The organism is Spongiibacter pelagi (assembly GCF_014705705.1).
GTDB classification, from domain to species: domain Bacteria; phylum Pseudomonadota; class Gammaproteobacteria; order Pseudomonadales; family Spongiibacteraceae; genus Spongiibacter; species Spongiibacter pelagi.
In genome coordinates, this window is sequence record NZ_JACXLD010000006.1 from 79,437 (window position 1) to 91,673 (window position 12,237).

The 12,237-nt window shown below is 50.7% G+C and carries 13 protein-coding genes; 8 read left to right on the forward strand and 5 right to left on the reverse strand.

The window, feature by feature from the left end; all coding sequences use genetic code 11:
- The first annotated feature begins 38 nt into the window (after positions 1–38).
- Positions 39–809 (forward strand): hypothetical protein, encoded by a 771-nt coding sequence (locus IB286_RS11265; RefSeq protein ID WP_190765586.1) that lies wholly within the window; start codon positions 39–41, stop codon positions 807–809.
- A 91-nt stretch (positions 810–900) separates the two neighbouring features.
- On the opposite strand, the gene IB286_RS11270 is transcribed toward IB286_RS11265, so the two are convergent.
- Positions 901–1,407, reverse strand: coding sequence for a DUF2244 domain-containing protein (locus tag IB286_RS11270; RefSeq protein WP_190765587.1), 507 nt, complete (start codon positions 1,405–1,407; stop codon positions 901–903).
- Between the two features lie 82 nt (positions 1,408–1,489).
- Positions 1,490–2,158 (reverse strand): RluA family pseudouridine synthase, encoded by a 669-nt coding sequence (locus IB286_RS11275; protein ID WP_190765589.1) that lies wholly within the window; start codon positions 2,156–2,158, stop codon positions 1,490–1,492.
- A gap of 71 nt (positions 2,159–2,229) precedes the next feature.
- On the opposite strand from IB286_RS11275, the gene IB286_RS11280 reads away from it, so the two are divergent.
- Positions 2,230–2,901, forward strand: coding sequence for a class I SAM-dependent methyltransferase (locus tag IB286_RS11280; RefSeq protein WP_190765591.1), 672 nt, complete (start codon positions 2,230–2,232; stop codon positions 2,899–2,901).
- Between the two features lie 12 nt (positions 2,902–2,913).
- On the opposite strand, the gene IB286_RS11285 is transcribed toward IB286_RS11280, so the two are convergent.
- Positions 2,914–3,831 (reverse strand): LysR family transcriptional regulator, encoded by a 918-nt coding sequence (locus IB286_RS11285; RefSeq protein ID WP_190765593.1) that lies wholly within the window; start codon positions 3,829–3,831, stop codon positions 2,914–2,916.
- Positions 3,832–4,003: 172 nt separating this feature from the next.
- Here IB286_RS11285 and IB286_RS11290 point away from each other — a divergent pair, with 172 nt between their 5' ends.
- The 4 genes from IB286_RS11290 to vapC all read left to right on the forward strand — a co-directional run bounded on the left by IB286_RS11290 (position 4,004) and on the right by vapC (position 7,957).
- Complete coding sequence (locus IB286_RS11290; RefSeq protein WP_190765594.1) at positions 4,004–5,419, forward strand: acetyl-CoA carboxylase biotin carboxylase subunit; 1,416 nt, start codon at positions 4,004–4,006, stop codon at positions 5,417–5,419.
- Positions 5,420–5,440: 21 nt separating this feature from the next.
- Positions 5,441–7,252 (forward strand): sodium-extruding oxaloacetate decarboxylase subunit alpha, encoded by a 1,812-nt coding sequence (oadA, locus tag IB286_RS11295; protein ID WP_190765597.1) that lies wholly within the window; start codon positions 5,441–5,443, stop codon positions 7,250–7,252.
- Positions 7,253–7,331: 79 nt separating this feature from the next.
- Positions 7,332–7,559 carry an antitoxin gene (locus IB286_RS11300; RefSeq protein ID WP_190765599.1) on the forward strand — a complete coding sequence of 76 codons (228 nt, stop codon included), beginning with the start codon at positions 7,332–7,334 and terminating at the stop codon, positions 7,557–7,559.
- Between the two features lie 8 nt (positions 7,560–7,567).
- Positions 7,568–7,957, forward strand: coding sequence for a type II toxin-antitoxin system tRNA(fMet)-specific endonuclease VapC (gene vapC, locus IB286_RS11305; RefSeq protein WP_223826329.1), 390 nt, complete (start codon positions 7,568–7,570; stop codon positions 7,955–7,957).
- A gap of 22 nt (positions 7,958–7,979) precedes the next feature.
- Here the strand turns inward: vapC and rrtA are convergent, their stop codons facing one another.
- Positions 7,980–8,567, reverse strand: a complete 588-nt coding sequence (gene rrtA, locus IB286_RS11310; RefSeq protein ID WP_190765602.1) for a rhombosortase — start codon at positions 8,565–8,567, stop codon at positions 7,980–7,982.
- A gap of 93 nt (positions 8,568–8,660) precedes the next feature.
- Between rrtA and IB286_RS11315 the strand changes: the two genes are divergently transcribed.
- Together IB286_RS11315 and IB286_RS11320 are read left to right on the forward strand one after the other, a co-directional pair.
- Complete coding sequence (locus IB286_RS11315; RefSeq protein WP_190765604.1) at positions 8,661–9,884, forward strand: DUF445 domain-containing protein; 1,224 nt, start codon at positions 8,661–8,663, stop codon at positions 9,882–9,884.
- 82 nt (positions 9,885–9,966) lie between these two features.
- The gene (locus IB286_RS11320) at positions 9,967–10,671 is read left to right on the forward strand and encodes an ion transporter (RefSeq protein ID WP_190765605.1); all 705 of its coding nucleotides are present in this window, start codon (positions 9,967–9,969) and stop codon (positions 10,669–10,671) included.
- Between the two features lie 2 nt (positions 10,672–10,673).
- Here the strand turns inward: IB286_RS11320 and IB286_RS11325 are convergent, their stop codons facing one another.
- Complete coding sequence (locus IB286_RS11325) at positions 10,674–12,194, reverse strand: acetyl-CoA acetyltransferase (RefSeq protein WP_190765607.1); 1,521 nt, start codon at positions 12,192–12,194, stop codon at positions 10,674–10,676.
- Positions 12,195–12,237: the final 43 nt, after the last annotated feature.

The following is a 12,237-nucleotide window of genomic DNA, read 5'->3' on the forward strand; positions in this document are numbered from 1 at the left end:
ATCTGATAGGGAGATCGGTTAGGGACGTCGAAAGTATCGTGAAATTTCCATTTCTATCATTTTCTTGTGCGTTTGCTCTGCTGCTGAGTGCCTGTGCGAGTCCTGCTGAGAACGAACAAGAGTCACGCTGGTACTCAAGCTATCAGCGACAAACTCACGCCTTGTCCGCTGAGGGGCAGCCCAAGGGCTATAAAGCCGGTTTGACTTCGGCTGCCTCGCGCGAGCAGTTTGGCAGTGACCGGGCGCTGGCCGGTAATCTTTATCGCCAGCTACCTGAAGGCGGCACGGTGTCGGTGGCGGGCTATGTGAAGCCAATGTTAGAGATGGAGTTGGCGTTTAGGCTGAACCAAGTTGTTACAAAGCCCATTAGTCGTGTTGATGATCTCTTGCCGCTGATCGCCGCTGTGGCTCCAGCCTTTGAACTTCCCGATCTGGGCTTGTTAAAAAAGCGCCCACCGAGTCCTTTCGATATTGTTGAGGCCAATGTTGCCGCCCATAGTTTTGTTGTCGGGCGAGCGATGAATGTGAATGCGCAGTGCATTGAAACTATTCAGGCTCGCCTGTGGCACAACGGGCAATTGCAAAAAAGCGCTTCGGTGACGGAGCTAGAAGGTGGGGTTTGGATGGTACTGCTGAACCTTATTAATAACCGCATTGCCCAGGGCTGGGAAATTACGACGGATCAATGGCTGCTTTCTGGAGCGTTGGGTGGAATGCAGGCCTTAGCTCCGCAGGAGTATGTGGCCGATTTTCGTTGCTTTGGTGAGTTTGCCGGGCGAATTCAGCTGCTAGTCGAGGCTGGAAATTAATCCTAAGGAACTTCTGATTAATTACTGCGTTTGCAATCTTGGCCGTCGGCGGTGCTCGAAATGCTCATTTATATTCGGTGTTTAAGCTGGCTTATGCCGTCAGTTCGCCGCTATCGCTGAATTGTCGAATAATCAGCCCGGATTTTCGCAGGGCGTCGAGTAAATTTTGGCAGTCGTCTTTATTCAAAAAATGCCCCAGCGCGACTTCCTCTCCACGATGGCTAACGCTAATTTTGAGTGGTTCAAGTGCGTGACGCTGGGTTTTGACTAGCACCGTTGCCTGTTCTCTGGGCCAGTCCCATATTTGGCTTGGCTGATGGAAGCCGCTTTCGATGCGTATTCGTCGTTCATCCAGCTTTAGCACTTGCCGGTATTGAAGTTGGCTAAAAACTCGGCGCAGTAGCCACCACAGCAGAAACAATTCCAGCCCCATAAACGGCAAAATCATCCAAGCGCCAATAGCGATAAAGCCAGTGGCAAAGAGCGTATTAATTGCGGCAATGCCAGCAATAACGCGTCGATTGCTCGACCAGTCTGCGGAACAGTTGGGTTTGAGAATAATCTGTGCAAGTTGCTGTTGGATATCACAGGTCACCATGGTGCAAACGCCTCAAGGCCCATATGGCATTGATAGTAGCACCGTAGTTTGGTGTCGTCATGTGTGTCGGTTTTAGCGCTTTTTATAAATTTAGAAAAGGCGCGGGGCTAGCAAAGTCCATAATTTCGTTGCTTTGTGGATGCCGGAAGTTCAACTGGCTGGCGTGTAATAGCAGGCGTGGCGAGGCTGAACGTGCCGCATCTGTAGCGTAGAATTCGCAGCCCAAAATCGGGTGGCCGATGCTGGCACAATGCACGCGTAATTGGTGTGAGCGACCCGTGATGGGCTCCAGCTCAAGCACGGAGTCGGTATCGTTAAAGGCAATACGGCGGTAGTGGGTTTGTGCGGATTTGCCCCAGTCAAAATTAATATGCTGCTTGGGGCGGTTGGGCCAGTCGCAGGCCAAGGGCAGGTCGATAAAACCACTTTCCGCTTCGACTTTGCCATCGACCTTGGCGAGGTAGCGTTTACCGATTTTTCGTTGCTCAAATTGACGGCTTAATTGACGGTGGCTCTCGGCCGAGAGTGCGATAATCATTAAACCGGAGGTGGCCATGTCTAGGCGATGTACAATGCGCGCCTCTGGCTTATCGGCCTGCAAGCGACTTATCAGGCAATCTTTGTTTTGTGGGTGACGGCCAGGAACCGAAAGCAAGCCAGCGGGTTTGTCCACCACCATAAGTGCATCGTCCTGATAATGGATCGCAATTTCCTCAGAGCAGAGCGGCACAATAAATTCAGAGTTGGGCATAAGCCGGTGGTCGTTTTGTCATTGGGCAAAAGTAGAATTTTAACGGAAAAAACGGAGTATCGTCAGCGACAATGAAGCGCACAAACCACGCAATACTCGCTGGCTTGCTAGGGGATATTTTACCCCAGGCCGAGGTTCTGCCAACGCCGCTACCCCTAGCGCCAGAACTGTCGCTTTACCTTCTCAGTGAAGCCTATCCACAGTATGAGCTGAGCGCCGAACAGCTTGAGAAGATTATGAATTATCCGGCCTATTGGTGTTTTTGCTGGGCGAGTGGGCAGGTGATGGCGCGCTATATTCTGGATAACCCCGAGCTGGTAAAAAATAAACGGGTTATCGATTTTGGCGCCGGTTCTGGCGTGGCGGCGATCGCCGCAGCAATGGCTGGGGCAGCTGAGGTAGTGGCCTGTGACCTCGATCCAGATGCGCTGCTTTCAAGTCGCGAAAATGCTGCTTTGAATCATGTGGAATTGGGATATTCCGATGATTTCTTTGGTGATGAGCAGTACTGGGATGTCATTTTAGTTGCCGATGTTTTGTACGACCGGGCCAATCTGCCGCTGCTGGATGTGTTTTTGCAACGGGCTGATAACGTGTTGGTGGCGGATTCGCGGGTGAAGGATTTTTCGGTTCCCGGTTATCGTCATTTGTCGTTTCACCGTGCGACCACCGTGCCGGATTTAGATGAGTCTGATGAATTCAGTCGGGTGAACTTGTATTTAGGCGAACACAGCGCCGCTTAGCGATAACAAGGTTTATAGCGGCATATGCAGGTTTTTTAAAAACGCCTCAGCAACAGGGTTGAGGTGTTTGCCTCGGGGGTAGGCGCTACACCAGCTTCGCCGTATCGGCATGCTGTTTACTTCAATGGTTTTTAGCCGTCCCATCCTTATCTCTTCTTCCACTAATAGCTTGGGCAAAATTGCATAGTGGTGATCGTCGGTGTGACTCTGTGCCAGCAGGCTGTGCAGAATGGCTTGATTGCTGCCTAGTTGTCGCCGCCGTTTAATCACACAGCTTTGCTGTTGGCAGAAATCCTCAAATATTTGTGCTGAGCCCGAGCCGGATTCCCGTGCTAGCAGGGTGTAGCCCAGTACCTCCATTAAAGACACATCGCTGCGCTGGGTGAGGGGATGGTTTGGGCAGGCCACGGCCAATAGCTGATGCTCAGCAAAAGGGGTGAAGTTTAGCCCTCGGTCGCCGGGTACTCGGGTCAGTACCGCAAGGTCGTCGAGGTTGTCACTGAGTCGGCGCAATAGGCCTTGATGGTTCTCTACCTGAAGCACAATTTCAACCTCGGGATGGCGCTCAGAAAAGCGCTGAATATAGCGGGGCAGTAGCTGTTCGGCGCTGGTTTCTATGGCCAGATTAAGCCGCCCAGCAAGGCGGCCATGTAATTCATTGAGCTCAATTTCCAGGTTGATTAATCGCTGCTTTAAGTCTCTTGCTGCGCGTTCCACTAATTCCCCTGCCTTGGTCAAAAACAGCTGTTTGCCGATGTAATCGAATAGCGGCTGCTGAATCAGAGTTTCAAGACTGCGGATCTGGGCGCTGACAGCGGGCTGGGTTAGGGCAAGTTGTTCAGCGGCCCTTGAATAGCTGCGCTGCTGGCAAACAGCAAGAAAGACATCCAGTTGGCGCAAAGTTAGGCGATTTAGATGGCTAAGTTTCATGATTTTTGCGATATGGGGTTTTTGCGATAGTTTTTTTGAGATTTAGTGGCGTTTGAATTTCAACTATAAGCAATTACTTATAGATATAAAAATAAATATTAATTTTTTATATCAATTTAAGTTCGCTAGTGTTGGCCCTGTAAACAATGGCGCGAAATCGAGGGGCTGCCTTGTGCTGAAAAAAATTCTGATCGCCAATCGCGGAGAAATTGCAGTGCGCATAGTGCGCGCCTGTGCCGAGATGGGTATTCGCTCTGCTGCGATCTATACCGAGCCAGATCGCTTTTCTCTTCATGTGAAAAGGGCTGATGAGGCCTATAACGTGGGCGCCGAACCGCTAGAAGGCTATTTGAATCCCCGCAAATTAGTGGCGCTGGCGGTAGAGACCGGCTGCGATGGCCTCCATCCCGGTTACGGCTTTTTGTCCGAGAATGAAGAATTAGCCCAAATCTGCGCCGAGCGCGGCATTACTTTTATTGGCCCCAGTGCCGAGGTGATTCGCCGTATGGGCGATAAAACTGAAGCCCGCCGGGCGATGATGGCGGCGGGTGTTCCTGTAATTCCCGGCACCCAAGACAATCTGGCCAATGTTGAAGAGGCCGTTAAACTGGCCACGGATATTGGTTATCCGGTCATGCTTAAAGCGACTTCTGGCGGTGGCGGTCGCGGTATTCGCCGCTGTGATGATGAAGTCGATCTGCGCCGCCAATACGATCGGGTGGTGTCGGAGGCCAGCAAGGCTTTCGGTCGCGCTGATGTGTTTATGGAAAAATGCATTGTGAATCCCAAGCACATCGAGTCGCAGGTGCTGGCAGATAGTCAGGGCAATGTGATTCACCTGTTCGAGCGCGATTGTTCTATTCAGCGCCGCAATCAAAAACTGATCGAGATTGCTCCGTCTCCGCAACTGACTCCGGAGCAGCGCGCCTATATCGGCGAGTTGGCGGTGCGCGCCGCAGAGGCGGTGGGCTATGAAAATGCGGGCACCGTAGAGTTTCTGCTAGCCGATAACCAAATTTACTTTATGGAAATGAATACTCGGGTGCAGGTTGAGCACACCATTACCGAGCAAATTACCGGGGTGGATATTGTGCGCGAGCAGATTCGTATCGCCTCGGGTTTGCCGCTGTCTTACCGGCAGGATGATATTTCCATTCGCGGTTATGCCCTGCAGTTTCGGGTGAATGCGGAAGACCCCAAAAATGATTTTCTGCCCAGTTTTGGCCGCATCAGTCGCTATTACGCGCCGGGTGGGCCGGGGGTGCGAACCGATACTGCGATTTACACCGGTTACACCATTCCGCCGTATTTCGACTCCATGTGTCTCAAGCTGATTGTCTGGGGACTGACTTGGGAGGAAACCTTAAATCGTGGCGCACGCGCGCTTAACGATATGCGCCTGCAAGGGGTGAAAACCACGGCGCCGTATTACCAGCAAATTCTTAAACACCCGGATTTTCGCCGGGCAGAATTCAATACCAGCTTTGTTGAAAGCCACCCCGAATTGACCCGTTACTCGGATAAAAGTCGCCCAGAAGATATTGCTATGGCCGTGGCAGTGGCAATTGCCGCTCACGCTGGCCTATAAGATTTTAAAGAGGAATCCAGAATGACATCCCCTCACGCTATTAAAATTACTGATGTGGCTTTGCGCGACGGCCATCAATCGCTGATCGCAACTCGCCTGCGCACTGAAGATATGCTGCCGGTGTGTGCCGAACTTGATGCCATCGGTTACTGGTCATTGGAGGTTTGGGGCGGCGCGACCTTTGATGCCTGTGTGCGCTTTCTAAAGGAAGATCCTTGGGAGCGGCTGCGTTTACTCAAGGAAGCCCTGCCCAACACGCCGCTGCAAATGTTGCTGCGTGGCCAAAATCTCTTGGGCTATCGTCACTATGCCGATGATGTAGTGGAAGCCTTTGTGATGAAGTCAGCCGAAAACGGCATGGATGTGTTCCGGGTGTTCGATGCGATGAACGATGTGCGCAATCTCGAATGCGCCATTGCCGCAGTCAAAAAGGCCGGCAAGCATGCACAGGGCACCATCTGCTATACCACCAGCCCGGTTCACAGCACCGCTACTTTTGTTCAGCAGGCGCGTGATATGGCTAATATGGGCATCGACTCCATTGCCATAAAAGATATGGCGGGCTTGCTGACTCCGAGCGCAACCGAGGAGTTGGTTAAAGCCTTAAAGGCCGAGTTTTCTCTGCCAGTGGCGCTGCACTCTCATTCCACCTCTGGTTTGGCGGGTTTGTGTCAGCTGAAAGCGGTGGAAGCCGGGGTCGATATTATTGATACCGCTATTTCAGCCTTTGCTAATGGCACCAGTCACCCGGCAACCGAGGCGATGGTAGCCGCCTTCAAAGGCACCGAACGCGATAGCGGAATTGATTTGGCGGCGCTGGAACCTATCGCTAAAAAACTGTGGCAAGTCCGCAAGAAATACCACCAGTTTGAAAGCGAATTCACGCGCGAAGATGTGAGCGTGCAAATCAATCAGGTGCCGGGCGGCATGATGTCGAACCTCGCTAATCAGCTCAAAGAGCAGGGCGCGCTGAATCGGATCGAAGAAGTGTTTGCCGAAATTCCGGCGGTGCGCAAAGACTTGGGTTATCCGCCCTTGGTTACGCCGACCTCGCAGATTGTTGGCACCCAAGCGGTAATGAATATTCTGGGCAGCACCCGCTATGCCACCATCACCAATGAAGTGAAGCGTTATCTACAAGGGCATTACGGGGCCGCTCTGGGTGAAATTAATAAAGAGCTGCAAGCCAAAGCGATTGGCTCAGAGGCCATTATTGATGTGCGCCCGGCGGATTTATTGCCTGCAGAGCTGAATAAATTGCGGGCAGATATCGGCGACCTGGCCTTGTGTGAGGAAGATGTACTGACCTTTGCTATGTTCCCGGATCTGGGACGCAGCTATCTTGAACAGCGTCGCGATGGCACCTTGGTGCCAGAAGTGCTTGAGCCCATCGGCAGTGCGGCACGTCCAGCGTCCGAAGGCGGCGTGCCCACCGAATTCGTTATTGATGTTCACGGCGAGAGTTATCAGGTTGCGATTACCGGAGTGGGGATTAAAGGCGCGGGTAAACGCCATGTCTATATGACCTTGGACGGTATGCCCGAGGAAGTTGTATTTGAAGCCCTCAATGAATACCAGTCTGAAGGCGGCGCGGGGCGCAAACAGGCCAGCAAGCCGGGCCATGTCACCACCAATATGCCTGGCAATATTGTCGAGGTCTTGGTGGCGGTGGGCGATACCGTTAAAGCCGGTCAGCCGGTGTTGATTACAGAAGCGATGAAAATGGAAGCCGAAGTGCAGGCACCGATTGCCGGTAATGTTGTGGATGTACACGTTAGCAAAGGTGATCGCGTCACTCCCGGTGAAATTCTGATTGAGATTGAGCCTGCATAAGGGGTGTTTTTACTGGGCTATACTTTCCTGTATTTAGGTATATACTTTGTTGTATATACATATTTGAGGGGCCTAAAGAATGGACGCAAAAATTTTTCAGTCGGGAAATAGTCAAGCGATACGCATCCCAAAAGAATTTCGGTTTGATGTTTCGGAAGTTGAAATTTTCAAGCGAGGCGATGAAGTAATTCTTAAACCCAAGCCTAAAAACTTGGGTGCGGCGTTCAAGCTTTTGGGGGAAATGCCCAGCGATTTTATGGAAGGTGGTCGAGTAGATTCTCTTCCTCAAGAAAGAGAATCGTTTTAGTTATGTACATGTTGGATACCAATATTTGCATCTACATAATTAAGAAACAGCCGCCCTCAGTTTTACAAAAGTTTGAAAGCTTACCCATTGGTTCTGTGGTGATGTCATTGGTGACTTATGGGGAGTTGGAGTACGGGGCCCTGAAAAGCAATAACTCTGAAAAAGCCCTGAATGTGCTCGAGGAATTGAGCAATTATATTCCGGTGTTGCCTGTTGGAGTGGATGTGGCAAAAGCGTACGCCAGTATTAGAGCGGGTTTAGAAGCCAAAGGGACGCCGATAGGCAACAATGATCTTTGGATTGCCGCTCATGCCAAGGCTCTTGGGCATACTTTAGTAAGCAATAACATCAAAGAGTTTGAGCGAGTGTCTGAATTAAAATTAGAAAATTGGGTATAACACTTGCCGTGTTGCTGCTTGCTCAATATTTCTTGTGAGTCATAGTTAGCTCAATAAAATACCGGTATAGCAGTAAAATGCCGGCGGCGAGTACCCCGGCCAGATGTGCTTCGGTGGCAACTCTAACCCCAATAAGCTCGGCCACATTTTCGCTGTTGTACCAGTGGCTTTGTTCCCACAACACTTTTCCCAACACGCCAATCAACAGTGCGCTGCCGGTTTGATCGCCAGATCGTACCAAGCCTATTGCAATTAATACCGTGAGCCCGTGTAGGGCATCGGATAAGCCCACATACCAATGCAATTGTGGATAGCCCAAGGTCAGTATTAGGCTGGATAACAAGGATAAGGGCAGCAAAGAAAACAAAAGTTGTCCTATTTGTGCAAGACGGTGGCCCAGCCAAAAAAGTAAGATCAAGGCAGCACTATTCATCGCCAAATGCGCACTATTGTTATGAATAAAATGTCCGCTGAGCCAGCGCCAGTATTCGCCGTTGATTGGATTTTGGTAGGCGAGTTGTTCGGTTGAGAATAAACATTGCAGAGCAATGAGTAGCGCGATGATGGCGGACAAGATACCGAGCGCGAGCGCCGGTATGTTGTGATCCATCAATCTTAATCGTTTACTGAAAAGGCTCACTTATGCTTCACTATTTCTCGTGTGTGAAAGACAAGAATAACTAAAAAGGAATTCGAGCACCCAATGTTAGAGAGTATTTTTCAGGATCTTCTCCAGAATCCCCATTACCTATTAATGCCGCTGGTGGCCGGTTTTGTCGGTTATATCACCAAGGTATTAGCCCTAGAAATGATGTTTAAACCGCTAGAGTTTGTCGGTATTAAGCCGCCGTACCTTGGCTGGCAGGGCATTATTCCGGCAACGGCTGGCAAGATGGCCGGGCGGGCAACAGACCTGTTGGTGGGGCGTTTGTTTACCCTTGAGGAATTGATGGGGCGGCTCGATCCCAAGCGCATGGTTAAAGAGCTGGAATACCCAATCAAAGAGGTGAGTGAGCAGCTCGTCAATGAGGTGGGCAGTCGCTATATGTTCAACTACTGGACGCCGCTGCCCAATATCGTCAAGCATCAGGTCGTAAAGCGCATCCAGAAAAAACTACCCGGTGTAATGGAAGAGCTGTGGGATGAGATTCGCAAGAACCCCTCGGAATACCTCGATGTAAAACACATGCTGGTGTCCAACCTCGTTAAAGACAAACGTTTGCTCAATGAGATTTTCAAGAACATTGGCGCCAAGGAATTTGTCTTCTTCCGCAATGCCGGTTTCTGGTTTGGTTTTGCTCTAGGTTTTATCCAGTTAGCTTGCTGGCTGGTTTGGCATAAGGCGTGGTTGCTGCCAGTGTTTGGTGGATTTGTCGGCCTGTTCAGTGACTGGATCGCGCTGCAAATGCTGTTTCGTCCGTTGCTGCCGACCAAAATTTTGGGATTTACCATTCAGGGTAAATTTATTGCCCGCCAGAAAGAGGTGGCGCGTGATTATGCTGAGTTGATCGCCAAAGAGTTGATGACCCCGGAAAATATTCTGTTAGAAGTGCTGCGTGGCCCCAGCTCAGATCGCCTGATTCAGTTGGTTGAAGAGCAGGTAGAAAAAGCCGGAAAAGAGCAGCTCGGTGTGGCGCATCCATTGGTTAAATTGGCCATGGGCTCGAAAAAATACGATGAAATGCGCGATTACCTGATCGAGCGTGTGGTCGAGTGGATGCCGGAAGTCAGCGATAAAATTGGCGACTACGCCGAAGATGCGCTGGATATTAATAATACCGTGGTGCAGCGCATGGATTTATTAACTCCCGAAGAATTTGAAGGGATGTTGCGCCCGGCATTTAAAGAAAATGAGAAAGTGGTGGTGCTGGCGGGGGCCGTGCTGGGTTTCATTATTGGTGAGCTGCAAGTGCATATGATGCTGTAGTGCATTTTCAAAGTGGGTTTCCTGAGCTAGAGTACGCGCCTGAATTATTCTCTCCCCAGTATTTTCAGGTGGGTACTCGCCGATGAGTCATTCTTCCAACAATAAGATTTTTCTGGATAAGCCGGTATTTGCCTGGGGCATTTCAGCGCTGATTCTGTTTTCAGTATTGTGCTTTTCGCTGGAGACACTCCCTGATTTAAGTCCGGCCATGACGGCCTTTCTCAAATACGCTGAGATGGTTGTGGTGGTGTTATTTACGCTGGAATATCTGATCCGCTTGGCGCTAACGAAAAAGCGCCTGAAGTTTGTGTTCAGTTTTTACGGACTAATCGACCTATTGGCGATTCTGCCGTTCTATTTAGCTTTTGCAGTAGATCTACGCACACTGCGTTTGCTCAGGTTGTTGCGGCTGGCGCGTATTCTAAAATTGGCTAGATACAATAAAGCGCTTCAACGTTTTACTACGGCACTGTACTTAGCCAAGGAAGAGCTGATTATTTTTACCATGGCCAGTTTTGTGGTGTTGTATCTGGCGGCGGTGGGAATTTACCACTTTGAACACGCGGCCCAGCCCGAAGTATTTCGCTCGATTTTTGATTGCTTGTGGTGGGCGGTGTCTACGTTAACTACCGTAGGTTATGGCGATATTTATCCGATAACCACCGGCGGTCGCTTCTTTACTTTTATGGTGTTGATGGTTGGGCTTGGCTTAATTGCCGTGCCCACCGGTATTGTTGCTTCGGCGCTTTCAGCGGTTCGCCGCCAGCAGGAAGCGGCAAAGAAATAGGGTTATTGGTAATGCCATTCCGGCAGGCCGTCATCGGCAAGGGTAATGTTACCCTGTAAACCAACAGCGGTTTGCTTGGCATCTAATAGCCGCTCCAAGGCAGCTTGATTTTCGAGAGAAACCTTGGCCATTCCCCGTTTTCCTGCCGGGCTGAGAAATACCACTACACCCTGTTTTGGGCTGCCATCACGATTAAAGATTACGGTATAGGTTTCGATTTGCGCCGGGCCGTTATAGTTTTCTTCAAGTCGTTCGGGAATAGGGGCGAGTCGTTTATTCGCCTCATCTTGCAAAGAAAAGTCTGCGGTAAATTCTGCCTCAGGCGCATGGTTGCTCAGTACGAGGCTGTGATGTTTATTCACAAAACCGCCTTGACCATAAAGCAGGCCAATGCTGCCGGGCTGGGCGCGGAGCTTTTGCACCATGGCGCTGCAGGCATGGCTCATATAATTATTAATCGGCCCGCCGAAGAATGTCAGACCTCCAGCCACTGTTGGCGATTGCGCACTATTCTCTAGACCGAGGTAGGCGCGAGCCATTTTGGGCACAATAGGGAAGCAGCTATACAGCTCCATAAAATCAAAGCGCGAGGCATCATTGCCCACTAGCGCTAGTGCTTTGTCGAGTACCGCTTCCTGTGCGCTGCTGTGAATATAATTGTCCCGGTGCAGAAAATCGTCAGCTTCAATGGCATGACCGCCGCCCCAGATGTAAATCAATTTATCTTCTGCAATGCCCAGTGCGCGGGCTTTTTCTAGGCTGGTGACGATGACGGCGGCGCCCTGATTAACGGCGGGATTGGCCATCATTAATTTGGGATAGGGCCAGCTCACCATGCGATTGTGCTCGGTTATAGTGGCGATCTCCGCGGCGCGGGGCTTGTTGCGAATCCATGCCATTTCATTGTCTGCAGCAACATCGGCATAGCGCTCCCAAAGTTGGGCATTGTCGATTAAGCCCTGCTCGGGAGTGATATTTTGCTCGGCCTGAAAGGCCACTTCGTAAAACGGATAGAGCTGGGCGGGATCGATACTTCCCAGTTTCTCGGCAATAGGGCTCAGACAGATTTTTGCGTTAGCAAAAGGAAAGGTTTCTTCGGTACTTGCTGGAGCTGTCCACGGTGGCATCTCCCCGGTTTTCATAATTTTGTTGAGTGAGCTGAGTGCTTCACCGCCGGCAATAAGCGCGGTGCAGCCTTGGCCTTGCAAAATACGCAGGGCGGCTTCATGAATCAGCTTGGTGGGGTTTTCACCGCCCATGCTGACATTGACCTGTCGCTTGGGATAAATCCCCAGCATCTCGCTCAGAGTGCCTACCGGGTTTTTATAGCTCCAGCTAAACAGGCCGATAAGGTCGAGTGAATCTGCATCTTCAAGCAAGGCGGTATTGCCTGCATCCTCCGCTGCGTTTCGCAAAGCTTGGGCCATTAAGGCAACAGGCTCTAGCGCATCACTAATTTGAGCTGGGCGGTCGATAACTTCGCCAACGCCGACGATAACGGGAATTTTAGCGGGAGATTGCATGAACAGGTCCTTATTTTTCAGTCACTATAAAACCTGAGGCTAA

Coding starts and splice junctions, on each gene's coding strand:
- IB286_RS11270 (WP_190765587.1), bottom strand. CDS start 1,407: ATGGTGACCTGTGATATCCAACAGCAACTTGCACAGATTATTCTCAAA.
- IB286_RS11275 (WP_190765589.1), bottom strand. CDS start 2,158: ATGCCCAACTCTGAATTTATTGTGCCGCTCTGCTCTGAGGAAATTGCG.
- IB286_RS11280 (WP_190765591.1), top strand. CDS start 2,230: ATGAAGCGCACAAACCACGCAATACTCGCTGGCTTGCTAGGGGATATT.
- IB286_RS11285 (WP_190765593.1), bottom strand. CDS start 3,831: ATGAAACTTAGCCATCTAAATCGCCTAACTTTGCGCCAACTGGATGTC.
- oadA (WP_190765597.1), top strand. CDS start 5,441: ATGACATCCCCTCACGCTATTAAAATTACTGATGTGGCTTTGCGCGAC.
- IB286_RS11300 (WP_190765599.1), top strand. CDS start 7,332: ATGGACGCAAAAATTTTTCAGTCGGGAAATAGTCAAGCGATACGCATC.
- vapC (WP_223826329.1), top strand. CDS start 7,568: ATGTTGGATACCAATATTTGCATCTACATAATTAAGAAACAGCCGCCC.
- rrtA (WP_190765602.1), bottom strand. CDS start 8,567: ATGGATCACAACATACCGGCGCTCGCGCTCGGTATCTTGTCCGCCATC.
- IB286_RS11315 (WP_190765604.1), top strand. CDS start 8,661: ATGTTAGAGAGTATTTTTCAGGATCTTCTCCAGAATCCCCATTACCTA.
- IB286_RS11320 (WP_190765605.1), top strand. CDS start 9,967: ATGAGTCATTCTTCCAACAATAAGATTTTTCTGGATAAGCCGGTATTT.
- IB286_RS11325 (WP_190765607.1), bottom strand. CDS start 12,194: ATGCAATCTCCCGCTAAAATTCCCGTTATCGTCGGCGTTGGCGAAGTT.